General features: G+C 62.3%; 20 protein-coding genes. All 20 read left to right on the top strand.

Translation table 11 applies throughout. From position 1 onward, the window contains the following. The first annotated feature begins 39 nt into the window (after nt 1–39). On the top strand, nt 40–420 hold the full coding sequence (flgB, locus tag M1D34_RS12470) for a flagellar basal body rod protein FlgB (protein WP_003529904.1): 381 nt from the start codon (nt 40–42) through the stop codon (nt 418–420). Between the two features lie 6 nt (nt 421–426). Beyond that, nucleotides 427–846 (top strand): flagellar basal body rod protein FlgC, encoded by a 420-nt coding sequence (gene flgC / locus M1D34_RS12465; protein ID WP_003529902.1) that lies wholly within the window; start codon nt 427–429, stop codon nt 844–846. After that, a complete protein-coding gene (fliE, locus tag M1D34_RS12460; protein ID WP_318849484.1) occupies nt 846–1,181 on the top strand; it encodes a flagellar hook-basal body complex protein FliE in 336 nt (111 codons plus the stop codon). The genes flgC and fliE overlap by 1 nt, the downstream gene beginning before the upstream one ends. An 11-nt stretch (nt 1,182–1,192) precedes the next feature. After that, entirely contained in the window at nt 1,193–1,981 is a 789-nt protein-coding gene (gene flgG, locus M1D34_RS12455; RefSeq protein ID WP_003529896.1) for a flagellar basal-body rod protein FlgG, read from the top strand. Between the two features lie 18 nt (nt 1,982–1,999). Then, nucleotides 2,000–2,509 carry a flagellar basal body P-ring formation chaperone FlgA gene (gene flgA, locus M1D34_RS12450; RefSeq protein ID WP_003529894.1) on the top strand — a complete coding sequence of 170 codons (510 nt, stop codon included), beginning with the start codon at nt 2,000–2,002 and terminating at the stop codon, nt 2,507–2,509. Further along, nucleotides 2,506–3,621, top strand: coding sequence for a flagellar basal body P-ring protein FlgI (locus tag M1D34_RS12445; RefSeq protein WP_014529007.1), 1,116 nt, complete (start codon nt 2,506–2,508; stop codon nt 3,619–3,621). Before flgA ends, M1D34_RS12445 begins: the two co-directional genes overlap by 4 nt. Beyond that, nucleotides 3,618–4,157, top strand: a complete 540-nt coding sequence (locus tag M1D34_RS12440; protein WP_498779256.1) for a MotE family protein — start codon at nt 3,618–3,620, stop codon at nt 4,155–4,157. The genes M1D34_RS12445 and M1D34_RS12440 overlap by 4 nt, the downstream gene beginning before the upstream one ends. After that, nucleotides 4,154–4,864: a flagellar basal body L-ring protein FlgH gene (gene flgH, locus M1D34_RS12435; protein ID WP_003529888.1), complete on the top strand. Its 711-nt coding sequence runs from the start codon at nt 4,154–4,156 to the stop codon at nt 4,862–4,864. Before M1D34_RS12440 ends, flgH begins: the two co-directional genes overlap by 4 nt. 15 nt (nt 4,865–4,879) lie before the next feature. Then, nucleotides 4,880–5,371, top strand: a complete 492-nt coding sequence (locus M1D34_RS12430) for a flagellar basal body-associated FliL family protein (protein WP_003529887.1) — start codon at nt 4,880–4,882, stop codon at nt 5,369–5,371. Nucleotides 5,372–5,378: 7 nt separating this feature from the next. Then, entirely contained in the window at nt 5,379–6,116 is a 738-nt protein-coding gene (gene fliP / locus M1D34_RS12425) for a flagellar type III secretion system pore protein FliP (RefSeq protein WP_003529886.1), read from the top strand. A 271-nt stretch (nt 6,117–6,387) separates the two neighbouring features. Continuing rightward, nucleotides 6,388–7,605 (top strand): flagellin N-terminal helical domain-containing protein, encoded by a 1,218-nt coding sequence (locus M1D34_RS12420; protein WP_498779252.1) that lies wholly within the window; start codon nt 6,388–6,390, stop codon nt 7,603–7,605. Nucleotides 7,606–7,944: 339 nt separating this feature from the next. Then, nucleotides 7,945–9,162 (top strand): flagellin N-terminal helical domain-containing protein, encoded by a 1,218-nt coding sequence (locus M1D34_RS12415; RefSeq protein ID WP_498779250.1) that lies wholly within the window; start codon nt 7,945–7,947, stop codon nt 9,160–9,162. 265 nt (nt 9,163–9,427) lie between these two features. Further along, complete coding sequence (locus tag M1D34_RS12410; RefSeq protein WP_498779248.1) at nt 9,428–10,633, top strand: flagellin N-terminal helical domain-containing protein; 1,206 nt, start codon at nt 9,428–9,430, stop codon at nt 10,631–10,633. A gap of 321 nt (nt 10,634–10,954) precedes the next feature. Beyond that, complete coding sequence (locus tag M1D34_RS12405) at nt 10,955–11,920, top strand: flagellin N-terminal helical domain-containing protein (RefSeq protein ID WP_498779246.1); 966 nt, start codon at nt 10,955–10,957, stop codon at nt 11,918–11,920. A gap of 355 nt (nt 11,921–12,275) precedes the next feature. Beyond that, nucleotides 12,276–12,923, top strand: a complete 648-nt coding sequence (locus tag M1D34_RS12400; protein WP_498779244.1) for a hypothetical protein — start codon at nt 12,276–12,278, stop codon at nt 12,921–12,923. Beyond that, nucleotides 12,920–14,104: a flagellar motor protein MotB gene (locus tag M1D34_RS12395; RefSeq protein WP_498779242.1), complete on the top strand. Its 1,185-nt coding sequence runs from the start codon at nt 12,920–12,922 to the stop codon at nt 14,102–14,104. Before M1D34_RS12400 ends, M1D34_RS12395 begins: the two co-directional genes overlap by 4 nt. Before the next feature lie 3 nt (nt 14,105–14,107). Continuing rightward, nucleotides 14,108–15,412 (top strand): chemotaxis protein MotC, encoded by a 1,305-nt coding sequence (gene motC, locus M1D34_RS12390; RefSeq protein ID WP_498779240.1) that lies wholly within the window; start codon nt 14,108–14,110, stop codon nt 15,410–15,412. Then, nucleotides 15,409–16,836: a flagellar hook-length control protein FliK gene (gene fliK / locus M1D34_RS12385; RefSeq protein ID WP_498779238.1), complete on the top strand. Its 1,428-nt coding sequence runs from the start codon at nt 15,409–15,411 to the stop codon at nt 16,834–16,836. Before motC ends, fliK begins: the two co-directional genes overlap by 4 nt. Then, complete coding sequence (locus M1D34_RS12380) at nt 16,787–17,338, top strand: transglycosylase SLT domain-containing protein (protein WP_498781725.1); 552 nt, start codon at nt 16,787–16,789, stop codon at nt 17,336–17,338. The genes fliK and M1D34_RS12380 overlap by 50 nt, the downstream gene beginning before the upstream one ends. 271 nt (nt 17,339–17,609) lie before the next feature. Then, nucleotides 17,610–18,281 (top strand): transcriptional activator Rem, encoded by a 672-nt coding sequence (gene rem / locus M1D34_RS12375; protein WP_003529872.1) that lies wholly within the window; start codon nt 17,610–17,612, stop codon nt 18,279–18,281. The last annotated feature ends 48 nt before the right edge of the window (nt 18,282–18,329 follow it).

Genomic DNA, 18,329 nt, shown 5'->3' with positions numbered 1-18,329 from the left:
TTACCGGCCTAGGTTCGCCACCATCAGCAGGAGCTCTTGATGGAACCGATTCAGCTTTTCGAACTCGCGTCGCGGCAGGCCCAGTGGCTGACCGTTCGCCAGAACGTGGTGGCGGGCAACATCGCCAATGCCAACACGCCGCACTACAGGGCGAAAGACGTTCAGCCCTTCGAAAGCGTGCTCCAGAACACCGGCATCCAGATGGCCGCGACCCATCGCGCCCATTTCACCGAAAGCCCGGAAGCCGCGCATGTGACCGAAGTCAGCGCTCTCGACGATGTCGCCGTGCAGCAGTCCGGCAATACGGTCGCGCTCGAAGAGGAATTGATGAAGACCGGCGCGATCAAGCGCGACTACGAGCTCAATGCCGGGCTGGTGAAGTCCTTTCACCGGATGATTCTCATGACGGTACGGAAGTAAGCGACCATGGATCCATTGACCTCGGCACTGAAAGTTTCGGCCTCCGGTCTGCAGGCGGAATCGACGCGTTTGCGCATCGTCTCGGAAAACATTGCCAATGCCCGCTCGACCGGGGACGCTCCCGGCGCCGATCCTTTCCGCCGCAAGACGATCAGCTTCGCTGCGGAGGTCGACCGGGCAAGCGGCGCGTCCCTCGTCGAGGTCGAACGCCTCGGCACCGACGATTCCGATTTCAACATCGAGTTCGACCCGGGCAATCCGGCCGCCGACGAAAAGGGCATGGTGAAATTGCCGAACGTCAACATCCTCATCGAGATGGCGGACATGCGCGAGGCCAACCGAGCCTACGAGGCCAATCTGCAGACCATCAAGCAGTCTCGCGATCTCATCTCCCAGACAATCGACCTGTTGAGGGCTTCGCAATAATGATCGATGCAATTCAGTCAGTCGGCGCGTTTTCGACCATCAGGGAGACCGAAGTCGCCGGCCCGGCCTCTTCCGCCTCGCTCGTCATGCCGGGCGCCGGCACGGCCGCGCCTCAGGCGGGGAGCTTCGCCGAAGTCCTCGGCAACATGACCACGGACGCCATCCGCTCGATGAAGTCGGCGGAGGGCACTTCGCTGCAGGCGATCCGCGGAGAGGCGAACACCCGCGAAGTCGTAGATGCCGTCATGAGCGCCGAGCAGTCTCTCCAGACCGCAATCGCCATCCGCGACAAGGTGGTCACCGCCTATCTCGAAATCGCGCGCATGCAGATCTGAGGAAAAGAGACATGAAAGCCCTTTCCATCGCCGCCACGGGCATGAACGCCCAGCAATTGAATCTCGAAGTCATCGCGAACAACATCGCGAACATCAACACGACCGGCTACAAGCGGGCGCGCGCAGAATTTTCGGACCTGCTCTACCAGACCGAGCGGGCGCAGGGCGTCCCGAACCGCTCCAACCAGGCGATCGTGCCTGAAGGCGCGATCATCGGCCTGGGCGTCCAGACCTCCGCCGTGCGCAACCTTCATATCCAGGGCAGCCTCGTCAACACCGGCAACGACTACGACCTGGCGCTTGTCGGCCGCGGCTGGTTTCAGATCGAGACGCCGGATGGCGAGACGGTCTACACCCGCTCGGGGGCTTTCAACACCAATGCCACGGGCCAGCTCGTGACCATCGACGGCTACACCGTGGTTCCGGGCGTCACCGTGCCGCAGGACGCGACCGAGATCGTCTTCACCTCGTCGGGCCAGGTGATGGTGCGGATCGGCAACGATACGGAACTGCAGGAAATCGGCCAGCTGACGATCGCGAACTTCGTCAACGAAGCCGGTCTCGAGCCGATGGGCGAGAACCTGTTCCGGCAGACGCCGGCCTCCGGGGATCCGATCGTCGGCACGCCGGCCGATCCGGGCTTTGCGCAGGTCAAGCAGAATTACCTGGAATCCTCGAACGTCGATCCGGTCAAGGAGATTACCGACCTCATCTCGGCCCAGCGTGCCTATGAGATGAATTCGAAGATCATCCAGGCCGCGGACGAAATGGCCGCCACGGTGAGCAAGAACCTGAGGTAACAGGAAGAGGAGGCAAACATGATGTTTCGCCGATCCCCCGGAGGAAAAGCAGTTGCAGGCGGCCGCGCGCAGCCGGCACGTGCCGTTCTGTTTGCGGCCATGGCGAGTTGCCTGCTTTCGCCGGCAGCAGCTCTCGCGGAGCCGCCGACGGCCGTCATTCCGAAGCAGACGATCTATCCCGGCGAAAAGCTCGATGCGAGCATGCTGGAGGTGGTCGACGTGACCAACCCGGACCTGCGCGACGGTTATGTGCGCTCGATCGACGAGGTCGACGGCATGGTGACCAAGCGGACCCTTCTTCCCGGGCGGGTCATCCTGGCCTCGGCGCTGCGCGAGCAATATGCGGTCGAACGCGGCTCCACCGTTCGCCTCGTCTTCAACAATGGCGGTCTGACGATAACGGCCGCCGGCTCGCCGCTGCAGGATGCCGCGGTCGGCGACCTGATCCGCGTGCGCAACGTCGATACCGGCGTGATCGTCTCCGGGACGGTGATGGCGGACAGCACGATCCATGTGGTGGCGAAATGAAGATCAATGCATGCAAGTGGCTGCTGACGCTCGCGGTGGCCTTCGCCGCGACCTTGACTTCCGCCTATGCGGCCTCGCGGATCAAGGACGTCGCGTCCCTGCAGTCGGGCAGGGACAACCAGCTCATCGGTTACGGCCTGGTCGTCGGCCTGCAGGGCACCGGTGACAGCCTGCGCTCCTCTCCTTTCACGGATCAGTCGATCCGCGCCATGCTGCAGAACCTCGGCATTTCCACGCAGGGCGGGGACTCGCGCACGCGCAATGTCGCGGCGGTGCTCGTCACCGCTACGCTGCCGCCCTTCGCGAGCCCCGGCAGCCGGCTCGACGTGACCGTCGGTTCGCTGGGCGATGCGACGTCGCTGCGCGGCGGGACGCTGGTCATGACCTCGCTTTCGGGCGCCGACGGCCAGATCTATGCGGTGGCGCAGGGCTCGGTGGTCGTCAGCGGTTTCAACGCGCAAGGTGAAGCCGCCCAATTGAGCCAGGGCGTGACCACGGCGGGACGTGTCCCGAACGGCGCCATCATCGAGCGGGAACTGCCGTCGAAATTCAAGGACGGCTTCAACCTGGTGCTGCAGCTGCGCAATCCGGACTTTTCGACCGCCGTCGGCATGGCCGCGGCGATCAACAGATATGCCGCGGCGCAATTTGGCGGCCGCATCGCCGAAGCCTTGGACTCTCAGTCCGTCCTGGTCCAGAAGCCGAAGATGGCGGATCTCGCGCGCCTGATGGCGGACGTGGAAAACCTGGTGATCGAGACCGACGCGCCGGCCCGGGTCGTCATCAACGAGCGCACCGGCACGATCGTCATCGGGCAGGACGTCCGCGTCGCCGAAGTGGCCGTCAGCTACGGCACGCTGACGGTGCAGGTCAGCGAGACGCCGACGATCGTCCAGCCGGAACCGTTCTCGCGCGGCGAGACGGCCTACGAGCCCAATACCACGATCGAAGCGCAGGCCGACGGCGGCACCGTCGCCATCCTCAACGGCTCGAGCCTGCGTTCGCTCGTCGCGGGCCTGAACAGCATCGGCGTCAAGCCGGACGGGATCATCGCGATCCTCCAGAGCATCAAATCGGCGGGAGCCCTACAGGCGGAGCTTGTTCTGCAATGACCGGAAACCTCGATCGTCTTTTCGGCAAGGCGCGCCGCGTTCTCCTGGGCTCGGTCGCCGCCGCGCTCATGCTTTCGATGCCCGGTGCTTTCGCACAGGACGTCACGTCGCCGCCGGCCGACAGCGCGACCGCGAGCGAAATCGAAAAGTTCTGCACCAATATCGCCGACGCCGCGCGCGACCAGCGCTACGTTTTGCAGCGCCAGGACCTGGAGAAGCTGAGAGCGAATGTCGACGAACGGATTGCGACGCTGGAAGCGCGCCGGGCGGAATACGAGGACTGGCTTAAGCGCCGCAACGATTTCCTCAAACAGGCGGAGCTCGGCCTTGTCGACATCTACAAGACGATGAAGCCGGATGCCGCCGCCGGCAAGCTCGAGATGGTGCGTCCGGAGATCGCGGCCGCAATCGTCATGCGCCTGCCGCCGCGCCAGTCGTCGCTGATCCTGAGCGAAATGAGCGACGAAAGGGCAGCGGTGCTGACCAACATCATTTCGAGCGCGAGCGATCCCAATACCTCCAAGGAGCCATCATGAGAACGCGCATCACGGCCGTACTGGCCGCAGGGCTCCTGGCGGGTTGCCAGAATCAGGCCTTCAACGAGATCGGGCGGGCGCCGGCCATGAGCCCGATCGGCAGCGGCCTGCAATATACGCAAACGCCGCAGCTTGCCATGTATCCGAAGCAGCCCCGCCACGTCACGAACGGGTACTCGCTTTGGAACGACCAGCAGGCGGCCCTCTTCAAGGATGCCCGCGCGATCAATATCGGCGACATCCTGACGGTCGACATCCGTATCGACGACAAGGCCTCTTTCGAAAACGAGACGGACCGCAGCCGCAAGAATTCGAGCGGCTTCAATCTCGGCGCCAGCGGACAATCCCAGACGAGCGACTTCGCCTGGTCGGGCGATCTCGAATACGGCTCCAACACCAAGACCGAAGGTGACGGCAAGACCGAGCGTTCGGAGAAGCTCAGGCTGCTGGTCGCCGCGGTCGTGACCGGCGTCCTCGAAAACGGCAACCTGCTCATCAGCGGCTCGCAGGAAGTGCGCGTCAACCATGAGCTGCGCATCCTCAATGTCGCGGGCATCGTCCGGCCGCGCGACGTGGATGCCGACAACGTCATCTCCTACGACCGCATCGCCGAGGCCCGCATCTCCTATGGCGGCCGCGGCCGCCTGACGGAGGTCCAGCAGCCGCCGTGGGGTCAGCAACTCGTCGATCTCGTCTCGCCCCTCTGACCGGCCGGAAGCACGATGGAAGAAATCGAGAGCAAAGAAACGAAGGCCCCCTCGCGGCTGATGACCATCGCGGCCGTGGCGGTGCTGACCCTCGTCGCCGGCGGTGGCGGCTGGCTTGCAGGCATGCTCCTGGCACCGCCGCCGGCGGAGAAGGCGGAAGCCGCGGCCGAACTGCCTGCGAACGCCACCGGCGAGGAGGACATACCGAAAATGTCAGAGGTGGCACACGGCATCGTGCAGCTCGATCCCATTACGACGAACCTGGCCTATCCGGCCGAAAACTGGGTTCGCCTCGAGGTCGCGCTCCAGTTCGATGGAGCTCCCGACGTTGCACTGGCGGAGACGATACACCAGGACATTGCAGCCTATCTGAAGACCGTGTCGCTGCAGCAGATTCAAGGACCGCGCGGCTTCCAATATCTCCGGGATGACATCCAGGAGCGGGTTGACCTGCGCTCCGAGGGCCGCGTAACGAATGTGATGTTCCGCACCTTCGTCATCCAATGATTCGCTGATGCTCCGGTTTGCCACCTTCATAATCGCCATGATGGCGATGTCGGGAATTGCCGGGGCTCAGAGCTTCCCCGCCGATATCCTGAACACGCCGGTCGACGGCTCCGTCGCCTCGTGGATCATCCGCACCTTCGGCCTCCTGACCGTTCTTTCGGTGGCCCCGGGTATCCTGATCATGGTGACGAGCTTCCCGCGCTTCGTCATCGCCTTCGCGATCCTGCGCTCGGGCATGGGACTGGCGACGACGCCCTCCAACATGATCATGGTGTCGCTCGCGCTCTTCATGACCTTCTACGTCATGGCGCCGACCTTCGACCGCGCCTGGCGCGACGGCATCGATCCGCTCCTGAAGAACGAGATCTCCGAGACGGATGCGATGCAGCGGATGTCGGAGCCTTTCCGCGAATTCATGCTGGCCAATACCCGCGACAAGGACCTGCAGCTCTTCATCGACATCGCCCGGGAGAAGGGCCAGACCGTCGTCGTCGACGAGAAGGTGGACCTGCGCGCCGTCGTGCCGGCCTTCATGATCTCGGAGATCCGCCGCGGCTTCGAGATCGGCTTCCTGATCATGCTGCCCTTCCTCGTGATCGACCTGATCGTCGCGACCATCACCATGGCGATGGGCATGATGATGCTTCCCCCGACGGCGATTTCGCTGCCCTTCAAGATCCTGTTCTTCGTGCTGATCGACGGCTGGAACCTGCTCGTCGGCAGCCTGGTGCGCTCGTTTATCTGAGGCCCCGCCGCCAGGCACGACGGCCCGGCAAGAATCCGTTAAGCATAGGATTTCACAGTCGATTAACCACCTTCTCGCCGCTCCCCGAACACATCTTCTCCGGTTAAACACTTGGCAATGAATGGCTGCGAATTTCGTCTTCACACGACGGGTTTGGTATCCATCACGAGTTGAGCGGAGCCGAGTGGCATGATGCCGGACCGTCGTGACCGGTAGCGATTTTTCAGTCCGGTATGTCCCCCCAATCAGTATTTCGTAGGGACAAACGAATATGACCAGCATTCTCACCAACAACTCCGCAATGGCCGCGCTTTCGACGCTGCGCTCGATCTCTTCCAGCATGGAAGACACGCAGAGCCGCATCTCCTCCGGCCTTCGCGTCGGTTCGGCCTCCGACAACGCCGCCTACTGGTCGATCGCGACCACCATGCGCTCCGACAATCAGGCCCTTTCGGCCGTCCAGGACGCCCTCGGCCTCGGTGCCGCCAAGGTTGATACCGCCTATTCCGGTATGGAATCGGCCATCGAAGTCGTGAAGGAAATCAAGGCCAAGCTCGTTGCCGCCACCGAAGAAGGTGTCGACAAGGCCAAGATCCAGGAAGAAATCACCCAGCTTAAGGACCAGCTGACGAGCATTTCCGACGCTGCATCCTTCTCCGGCGAGAATTGGCTGCAGGCCGACATTACGACGGCGGGCACGACGATTACGAAGAACGTAGTCGGCTCGTTTGTCCGAGACGCGAACAATGCCGTATCCGTCAAGATGGTGGGATACGACCTTACTACCGATACGGTGTTGTTTGACACTTCGGGCAACAACAATGGCATTTTGGATAAAACCTACGGCGTTTCCCAGAAGGCCGTGACAGTCACCGTCAACATCAACGGTGAATCCCAAGCCTACGAAGTCGCCGCATATACCATCGATGAGCTGATTGACACCGGTTCGACATTCGCGACCAACGCCACGACCGGAACGACGATTGCGACGGCCGCGTCTGCCGGTACCGGCGTTGCGGCAGGTGATAAATTCGTCAAGATCAATGACACGACCTGGGTTAAGGCCGTTGACGTAGCCGCCACCGGCCAGGAAGTCATGCATGATGACGGCACCAACAAGTGGGGTGTCGCTACGGGTAACGCCCCGCTAGCTTCCGTTGCGGTGCCGCAGTCGATCAAGACGCTCGACGTCAACGCACTCACCTCCGCCCAGCTCGACACGATGATCTCAGCCGTCGACAAGGCGCTCACCGATATGACCAGCGCAGCGGCATCGCTTGGTTCGATCTCGTCGCGTATCGACATGCAGAGCGAATTCGTCAACAAGCTCTCGGACTCGATCGACTCGGGTGTCGGCCGTCTCGTCGATGCGGACATGAACGAAGAATCGACCCGCCTGAAGGCTCTGCAGACACAGCAGCAGCTTGCCATCCAGGCCCTGTCGATCGCCAACTCGGACTCGCAGAGCGTCCTGTCGCTCTTCCGCTAAGAAGACTTCAATAGCGAGATGCAGGCAAGTTGTGCCTGCATCCGGCTCCCTTCGAACCGCGCACGGAAAACCGGGCGCGGTTTTTTTGCTTTTCTTCCATGGCCATCCGCCTTTCACTTTTTCTTAAACATCCTATGGCACGCGTGCGCGCAAAGGTTGAAAAAATTATCGGGATTGTTGCTCTTTAGTGCTTCATTAACCAAGCCGGGATTATCTAAGCTCATCGAAAGAACGGGCTAACCTCAGAGATAACAGCTGGTTAGCAAGCATGACGTTGACCGTCTTTCGCCGGTGGAACCGGAATGTCCCTTTTCATCAGCCACCAAGGGGCACTAAACCATGACGAGCATTCTCACCAACATTGCGGCCATGGCCGCTCTCCAGACCCTGCGTACCATCGGCTCCAACATGGAAGAGACGCAGGCGCATGTCTCCTCCGGCCTGCGCGTCGGCCAGGCCGCTGACAACGCCGCCTACTGGTCGATCGCGACCACCATGCGCTCCGACAACATGGCCCTTTCGGCCGTCCAGGACGCCCTCGGCCTCGGTGCCGCCAAGGTTGATACCGCCTATTCCGGTATGGAATCGGCCATCGAAGTCGTGAAGGAAATCAAGGCCAAGCTCGTTGCCGCCACCGAAGAAGGTGTCGACAAGGCCAAGATCCAGGAAGAAATCACCCAGCTTAAGGACCAGCTGACGAGCATTTCCGACGCTGCATCCTTCTCCGGCGAGAATTGGCTGCAGGCCGACATTACGACGGCGGGCACGACGATTACGAAGAACGTAGTCGGCTCGTTTGTCCGAGACGCGAACAATGCCGTATCCGTCAAGATGGTGGGATACGACCTTACTACCGATACGGTGTTGTTTGACACTTCGGGCAACAACAATGGCATTTTGGATAAAACCTACGGCGTTTCCCAGAAGGCCGTGACAGTCACCGTCAACATCAACGGTGAATCCCAAGCCTACGAAGTCGCCGCATATACCATCGATGAGCTGATTGACACCGGTTCGACATTCGCGACCAACGCCACGACCGGAACGACGATTGCGACGGCCGCGTCTGCCGGTACCGGCATCGCGGCAGGTGATAAATTCGTCAAGATCAATGACACGACCTGGGTTAAGGCCGTTGACGTAGCCGCCACCGGCCAGGAAGTCATGCATGATGACGGCACCAACAAGTGGGGTGTCGCTACGGGTAACGCCCCGCTAGCTTCCGTTGCGGTGCCGCAGTCGATCAAGACGCTCGACGTCAACGCACTCACCTCCGCCCAGCTCGACACGATGATCTCAGCCGTCGACAAGGCGCTCACCGATATGACCAGCGCAGCGGCATCGCTTGGTTCGATCTCCATGCGTATCGACATGCAGAGCGAATTCGTCAACAAGCTCTCGGACTCGATCGACTCGGGTGTCGGCCGTCTCGTCGATGCGGACATGAACGAAGAATCGACCCGCCTGAAGGCTCTGCAGACACAGCAGCAGCTTGCCATCCAGTCGCTGTCGATCGCCAACTCGGCGTCGGAAAATATAATCACGCTCTTCCGCTAATACGGCTCGGAAAGGCGGTCGCCAACTGAGCGACCGCCGCCCTGACCGAACCTTCAAAGGGGCCCGCTCATCGAGCGTGGCCCCTTTCGGTGTTTCCTCGGCGAATAACTGTTTAACCTTTGTTAACCATAACCGCGCTAAGTGGGCTCAACGCAACGAACGGTTAACCAAGACGAAGAAGCGGTTAACGGCATGATGCCTCGCGTTCGTTTCCCCGGGGCAGCCGGGATGTCCCTTTCCAACTAGCCATTCAAAGGGGCCCGTAATGACCAGCATTCTCACCAATGTTGCAGCGATGGCTGCACTCCAGACCCTGCGCGGTATCGACGCCAACATGGAGGAAACGCAGGCTCGCGTGTCCTCGGGCCTCCGCGTCGGCACGGCTTCGGACAACGCTGCCTATTGGTCGATCGCCACAACGATGCGATCGGACAACATGGCGCTTTCGGCGGTGCAGGATGCCCTGGGTCTCGGGGCGGCCAAGGTCGACACGGCATATGCCGGGATGGAGAATGCCGTCGAGGTGGTGAAGGAAATTCGCGCCAAGCTCGTCGCTGCCACCGAAGACGGTGTCGACAAGGCCAAGATTCAGGAAGAAATAGAGCAGCTCAAGGAGCAGCTGAAGAGCATCGCGACGGCGGCCTCCTTCAGCGGCGAGAACTGGCTTGAGGCGGACATCACAGCGCCTGTGACGAAGAGCGTAGTCGGCTCCTTCGTGCGCGATTCCTCCGGCATGGTTTCCGTCAAGACGATAGATTACGTCCTGGACGGTAGTTCCGTTCTCTTCGATACAGTCGGCGACACGGGAATCCTGGACAAGATCTATAACGTGTCGCAAGCGAGCATTACGCTTCCTGTCAACGTAAACGGGACGACAACTGAATACACCGTCGCGGCCTATACGGTGGATGAACTCATCGCTGCCGGAGCAACATTCGATGGCGAATCCGCGAATGTGGTCGGATACACGGTGCCCGTGGGTGGGATCGACTATAACGGCAACTTCGTTAAAGTGGAGGGTAACTGGGTACGTGCGGTTGATGTGGCTGCGACGGGTCAGGAAGTTGTGTATGACGACGGTACTACCAAATGGGGCGTCGACACGGCAGTTACTGGTGCGCCGGCCACCAACGTTGTTGCACCCGCTTCTGTCGAGAACATCGACATCACCAACGCCACGCAGGCCGCAAACCTCGACGCGCTGATCAGGGGCGTCGACGAAGCGCTCGAGGATCTGATCAGCGCCACATCGGCGCTGGGCTCGATTTCCATGCGCATCGGCATGCAGGAAGAGTTCGTATCGAAGCTCACCGACTCGATCGACTCGGGCATCGGCCGGCTTGTCGACGCCGACATGAACGAAGAATCGACCAGGCTCAAGGCACTGCAGACACAGCAGCAGCTTGCCATCCAGTCGCTGTCGATCGCCAACACCAATTCGGAAAACATCCTCCAGCTCTTCCGTCAGTAAGCGGCGCCCCGGCTAGGGGGCGGCTTCGTCCCGCTCTGAAGGAGAAAAACCCGCGGTCCTGGAAGGGGCTGCGGGTTTTCGTTTTGGTGCCGACCTTGTGCCAGGCTGACGGCTTTAAACGAATTCTTCACCTTCATTACCGATCCATTAACGTTGTTAACTTTTTCTTAACCATTTCCGTTAATGGTTCGTTAAGAACGGCGGTCTGTCACCCAGGGCAAAAAGGTGTCAGCGCGCATGACGCCTCACCGTCGTTGCCGGCTTTCCGGAATGGTCCGATTTCCCCAACCAGGGCAGCATAGCGCCCCAGGGTGACCACCAATGACCAGCATCATGACCAACCCCGCCGCCATGGCGGCGTTGCAGACATTGCGCGCGATCAACCATAATCTCGAGACGACTCAGGGCCGCATCTCCTCCGGCTTTCGCGTGGAAACCGCGGCCGACAATGCCGCCTATTGGTCCATCGCAACCACGATGCGGTCGGACAATGCCGCGTTGTCGACGGTTCACGACGCCTTGGGCCTCGGAGCAGCCAAGGTCGATACGTTCTATTCGGCGATGGATACGGTCATCGACGTGATGACCGAGATCAAGGCCAAGCTCGTCGCGGCAAGCGAGCCGGGCGTCGACAAGGATAAGATCAACAAGGAAGTGGCCGAGCTCAAGAGCCAGTTGAACTCGGCCGCGCAGTCGGCCTCCTTCTCCGGCGAGAACTGGCTCTATAACGGTGCTTCTGCAGCACTGGGCACCAAATCGATCGTCGCCTCCTTCAACCGCAGCGCCGACGGCAGCGTTACGGTGTCGACGCTCAATTACGACACCGCCAAGTCCGTTCTGATCGACGTTACCGATCCAAGCCGCGGCATGCTCACCAAGGCCGTGGACGCGGACGCGCTTCAATCCACGCCGGCCGGCACGGCCCGCAATTACTATCTCATCGATGCAGGCGCAGCTCCCGGGGGCGCGACCGAGATCGAGATCGACAACGCAACGACCGGTGCGCAGCTGGGCGACATGATCAGCGTCGTCGACGAGCTCATCAGTCAGCTGACCGACTCCGCCGCCACGCTCGGTGCGATCACCAGCCGCATCGAGATGCAGGAAAGCTTCGTCGCCAATCTGATGGATGTGATCGACAAAGGCGTCGGGCGTCTCGTCGATGCCGACATGAACGAGGAATCGACACGGCTGAAGGCCCTGCAGACGCAGCAGCAGCTCGGCATCCAGTCGCTGTCGATCGCCAACACCACCTCCGAGAACATCCTCCGCCTGTTCCAGGAATAAGGGCATCGCCTTCCGCCGTGCCGCCGGTCATCGGCATCGGTCGGAGAAAGGTTGGACCGCGCTGTTGCCCTGGCGCGGTCCAACACCTTCGCACAAGTTTGACCGGATAGCCTTCCTTCGCAGTCATATTCGAAATTGCCGGCCGGAAACCACTCTGGCTGCCGCTTGCATCGCGCTTTCGCCTTCAGCGAAGCGCTGCAGAATCAAGAATGCTGGTCCGTCGCTATTCGGGCGAACGGGCCGAAGGAGACGGTCAAGACGTGTCGGGCTCTATGGATTTCCGGGCAGCAAGCGAGCCCTTGCAGGTGCGGCAGGCAATATCGGCCTTCGCCGGGCTGAGCAGGGAGGCGTGCCGATGAGCGCGTCGCTGTCCCGCTATCTCAAGGACTTCAGTCCGCCCAGGATCGAGCTCGCGCGGGTACCGCCGAGATATTTTCCGGACCTCGACACCGGCCTTTCGGAGAACCGTGCCGGTGCGAGGCCGGCCATGCCCGAGATCGATATCGACGCCGAGCGCCGCGAAGCCTTTGCGCAGGGACGTGCCGAGGCCAGCGCCGAACTCGATCTCGAGCATCAGAAAGAGATCGCCGATCTCAAGGCGCGCCATGCAGAAGAGATCGACGCCCTGAAGCAGCGCCTCGAGGAACAGGCAGCCGCCAGGATCGCTGCCGGTTTCGGCGAAATGGCGGATCGGCTGGCGCTCGCGCTCGGCGACCAGGCGGCGCGCGTCCTTGCTCCGGTCATGGACGAGGCGCTCGCCAAGCGCGCGGTCGAGAACCTGGCCGGCATGGTCCGGCACGGCCTCGCTGCCGGCGAAGGGATCGCGATTACGGTGCGGGGGCCGCTTGCGCTTTTCGAAGCATTGAAAGCCCTCTTGCCCGAAACGGCCGCGTTCCGTCACGTCGAAAGCGGTGACGTCGACCTGACCGTCGAAATGGGCGAGGCGATACTGGTGACGCGAATGGCCGCGTGGTCCGATACTGTTCGCAAGGTTCTGGCATGAACGACGAGAGCAATCACAACGGCAAGAACGAAATCATCATCGTCCGGCGTTCGGCGGACAACCACGACGGCCATCACGGCGGCGGGTGGAAGATCGCCTATGCCGACTTCATGACGGCGATGATGGCCTTCTTCCTCGTCATGTGGCTGATCAACGCCGCAAACGAGGAGACCAAGGCGGCGATCGCCGCCTATTTCAATCCGGTGCAATTGACCGATCAGAAGCCGGCCGAGAAGGGCCTCAAGGATCCTGCCAAGGATGCGCAGGGCGAACAGACGCAGCAGCGCTCCAAGGTTGACGGCGAACAGACGAAGTCGGGCGGTTCGGCCAAGACCGGCGATCAGCTGACGGCGACCTCGGGCGAAGAGACCAAATATTCCGACGCCGACTTCTTCGAAAATCCCTACTCGGTCCTGTCCGAAATCGCGCGCGAAGTGGGTCACGAGGCGAATATCAGCGTCAATGGCGACGGCGGCGCGGCCCAGTCCGGCCCTTCAACCGGCGCCGCCGGCGGCGAAGCCTATCGCGATCCCTTCGACCCGGACTTCTGGACCAAGCAGGTCGAGGTGAAGGACGCAGGCAACACGGCCGAAAGCGAGGTGGCGTCAGCGGCAAACAGCGCCCGCGAAGCGGCTTCCGCGCCTAACGTGCCGGATAAGGCAGAGGGCGCAAAGGTCGCGGATGCACCCGAGAATCAAGCGCCGGCTGAAAATCCGCAGAAGGAAGCCGAAGCCCTGAAGGCCGAAATCGAAAAGGAACTCGGCGGCGAGGCCGGGCGGCTCCTTGAAGGCCTGGCGGTAACCCCGGCCGAGGGCGGCCTGCTGGTGACGATCAGCGAGCAGACGGATGCGCCGATGTTCGCGGTCGGCTCCGCCGTGCCGCAAAAGGAGTTGGTGCTCGCGATGGAGAAGATCGGCAGGCTGCTCGCCGAGCGCCCGGGCGCCGTGGCGGTTCGCGGCCATACCGACGGGCGGCCGTTCAAGGATGGCACCTACGACAATTGGCGCCTTTCGGCGGCACGCGCCCAGAGCGCCTATTACATGCTCGTGCGCGGCGGCCTGGATGAAGAGCGCGTGAAGCAGATCAGCGGTTTTGCCGACCGCCGGCTCCAGGTGCCGAACGATGCCTATGCGCCTGCGAACCGACGGATCGAAATCCTGCTGCAGTCGGGCCAGGGCTGAGAAATGCTGAAGCGGCTCTGCACGATTCTTGCGGCATCGGCCCTTGCCGCTCCCCTCGCGCTCGGCATCGCCCGCGCGAACGGGACGGAAGAGCTCACGCCTTACAAGATGATAAGGTCGCTGCAATATGTGCAGGATTCGGTGGTGCTCGGCGACCATTCGGCGATCGAGATGCAGCGCTTCATGCTCGGCGCGATCGACGAGCGGCTGAGAGCCGCCGACCATTCGGCGTTTCGCGATCCGCGCAACGTCGATGCGGCTCTCGTCTATGTCATGAGCGGCGGCAATCCGGCGACGCTCGACCTTCTGGCCGATCGCGACATCGAGGGCAATTTCGATTCCCGGGTAACCGATGCGCTCAGGCAATATCTGAACGGCAAGGGCCCTCTGATCGTCGAGAATCTCACCAAGGCTGCTCCGGAATACAAGAACTCACGCATCGGCCCGTATCTGTTCCTGATCCTCGGCAACGCCATGTCGCAGCAGGATCCGATCGAGGCGATGAAACATTACGATTGGGCGCGCCTGACGGCACCGGGCACCATAATCGAGGAGGCTGCCCTTCGCCGTTCGGTCTCGCTGGCGGCGCAGGCCGGCCTTCCCGAAAAGGGCTTTCGCTATGCGCTGAACTACGCGCGGCGCTACCTGACGTCACCCTATGCGAGCCAGTTTGCCGAAGTCTTCGTCGAGCTGGCGGTCGCCCATTTCGACGAGGCGGCCGACGGGCGCGTCTCGGAGATACTCTCCTTCATGGATAGCGCCCGCCAGCGCGAGGTCTATCTCAGGGTGGCGCGCCGCGCCGCGATTGCCGGCAACCAGGCCCTGGCGCGGCTGGCGTCCAGGCGCGCCGAGGAACTGGCAGGGGATGACAGTTCCCGATCGCAGGTGCTTGCGAGCTTCTACGAGGGGCTGGCGGCCGTGCCGTCCGCGGATGTCTTTTCGGCCGCCGAAGCCCTCGAAGCGATCCCCGACGAAAAGCTGTCGCCGCGCGACCGCGCTCTGCGCGAGGCGGCCAAGGCCGTTGCCGATGCGGTGGTCCGGCCACCATTGGGAGAAAGCCCGGCGCAAGCACCCGCGCCTATAGCGGAAAGACCGGCCGGGGAGCAAAGCGAGTTGGCTGCGGAGGAAAGCGGAAGCGGCATGAGCCCATTCGGCCAGCCGGTCGAGGCGTCGCCCGGCAGGCCATCCGAGATGACGGCCGAAGCCGATGTCGCCGCTTCAGACGATCCGGCTCTCGACGGCTTTCTTGCCAGCGGTCGTTCGAAGATCGACGAGATCGATGCGCTGCTGAAGGGGGAAGGACAATGAGGCCTCTTGACGAGAATTTGCGCACATCCGCCGCCAGCAGGCCGGCACAGTCGCTGAGTGTTCGGGGTCAGCCGGAGGCGGAGTCCGGAGCGTTCGGCGAGGCGATCGCCGATGCAGGCCGCCGCAGGACGCAGGGGCAAGGCGGCCAGACATCTGCGGATGACGCGCGACGGGACTCCGTCGCGAACGGCGGTAACGCCTCGGCGGTGTCGAAGGCCGACGGCTTTGGCGCGGACGTTCCGGCATCCACGGCGGATGCTGCCTCGCCCGACGCTCGACCCGCCTACGAGCGCGCGATCATCACACGGGACCAGGCGGCGAAACGATTGCAGCACAGCCACCCCGCCGGGACGCGCCATCTGTCGCAGGGCCGCGAGGATGGCGGAGAGGAAATCGCCCAGCCGGCGGAGCGGGCGGTGGTCCGCTCGCGCGAGACGGTGCAGACCTCGCGCGACTCCGTAGATGAAGCGTCGGGCGTGACGGCGAGGGAAGGCGGAGAGAACGGCGACCCTGCCAGCGGAACCGTCTCCGATCTCCTGTCGATGCTTACAGGCGCCGCACCGGCGGTGGCTGCGGCTTCGCAGCCGGAAGGCAGGGCAAAGCCCGCCTCGGCGGTTCGAGACGGCTCCGACGGTCCGGCAAAGGCTGTAGGCGGCATATCTCCGGACGTGCCGGACGGCGAGCATCCGCAGACCGGGGAGGGGACCGGCGGCAGCGAGCCGGATCGGCTTTTCCGCTTCGCCCGTGCCGACGGCAAGGGGCAGGCCGTTTCCATGAGCATTTCCCGGGATGGCGAGCGGGCCGTCGTGGAGAACAGCCGATCGTCGGTCAAACCCGGAGTGGAGACCGTAACCGTCCTGGAGGCGCGCCGCTATCTCGGCCTTGCGGTCAACGAGAACGCCACGTCGGTGACGACCGCGATCGCCGGCGATAGCGGATGGGCCGAGGCATTGCAGTCGAGCGCCGCGACGACGAAGCCCGAAGCCTGGAGCCAGGCCGGCAAGACGCTCAATACGCTGAAGATCCAGATGCACCCGGTCGACCTCGGCATGGTGACGGCGACGCTGAGGCTGAAGGACGACGAGCTGCAGGTCGATCTGAAGGTCGAAACCGGTGAGGCCTTCCGCCAGTTGCGCGACGATCAGAGCGAAATGGTGAAGGCCCTGCGGGCGCAAGGATTTGCGGTCGACCAGGTGAACATCGTCTTCAACGGCGGCGGAGATTCCGCAAGTGGCGGCGGCGGACAGTCCCAGGCTCAGGCACAGCTCGGTTACGAGGGCCGCGAGCGGGCAGGTGATGATGGCCAGGGGCGTCAGCCGCGGGATGGCGGCCGGGCGGCGACGGAAAGGTGGGCGGGCAATGATGCTACGGACGATGTGCCTGACGGTGCTGAGCGTTCTCGCGCTGGCCACGTCTACATGTAGCGCCCTTGCGAGCGCAGGCGTCTGCGAACGCGAGATCGCATCCGCCGCCTCCAAATACGGCGTCCCGACCGGGATTCTCTATTCCGTCGGATTGACCGAGACGGGCCGAAAGGGATCCCTGCAGCCCTATGCGATGAACATCGAAGGCAAGGCCTATTTCGGGCAAAGCGTCCAGGATGTCCTCACGCGTTTCGGCGCGGCGCGTGCCGAGGGCGCCAAGCTCATCGATCTCGGCTGCATGCAGATCAACTACCACTTTCACGGCGAACATTTCAGCTCTCCCGAGGAGATGCTCGACCCGCGCAGGAATGTCGAATATGCCGCCCGCTTCCTGTCCGATCTGCGCGCCCGGCACGAGAGTTGGACGATGGCGGTCGCTCGCTATCACGCCGGCCCCAACAACGACCCGGCGCAGAAGAAATACGTCTGCCGCGTCATCGCAAACCTGGTCGCGACCGGCTATGGCAAGTGGACGCCGAACGCGCAGCAGTTTTGCCGATGACCGACTTGCGGTTGCATTACCGCAGCGGCTGTCTCATTGTGGCGACAATGCGGACAGATTGTGATCGCAAGCGATTTCAGCATCTCGCGTTAACTTTTCAACATCATGTTAGTGGTAAGGTTAACGATCACCTACTAGATATAGGCCAAATCGGCACGCAATTCTTAATCAACTATTAAAATCCCCCATTAACTTCTTCTAGTTGTTCCCGATTCCCGGGATTCGTACCTCTGTATCAATGTGGCATCCATACTGATTCGGAGGCGGGCGAATGATCGTGGTGGTTGATGATAGAGCTCTTGTGAAGGACGGCTACGCGTCCCTGTTCGGCCGCGAGGGCATTCCCTCGACGGGCTTCGATCCGAGGGAGTTCGGCGAGTGGGTAAGCTCCGCCGCCGATTCCGATATCGACGCTGTTGAAGCCTTCCTAATCGGGCAGGGGGAGAGCACTTTGACCCTGCCGCGCGCAATCCGGGATCGCTCCCGTGCGCCGGTCATCGCCATGAGCGACACGCCGTCGCTGGAAAACACGCTTGCGCTCTTCGACTGCGGTGTCGACGACGTGGTCCGCAAGCCGGTGCATCCGAGGGAAATCCTCGCACGCGTCGCAGCGATCCGCCGGCGTTTGACGGCCATCGCCAACTTCACGGATATCGGTCCCATCCGCGTTTTTGCCGACGGGCGCGATCCGGAGATCAACGGCGAAGTCTTCGCGCTTCCCCGTCGCGAACGACGTATCCTCGAATATCTCGTCGCCAACCGCGGGCGCCGGGTGTCCAAGTCGCAGATATTCAACGCGATCTACGGCATCTTCGACGAGGACGTCGAAGAGAATGTCGTCGAAAGCCACATCAGCAAGCTGCGCAAGAAACTGCGCAAGAAGCTCGGCTTCGACCCGATCGATTCCAAGCGTTTCCTTGGCTACTGCATCGACTGGAATTGAGCGCCGAAGGGCAGGGCGAGGACAGCTCAAGACAGGTTCACGCAAGGC

The organism is Ensifer sp. D2-11 (assembly GCF_054161295.1).
The sequence above is the reverse complement of the archived record's forward strand: the minus strand, read 5'-3'. Positions and strand labels throughout refer to the sequence as shown.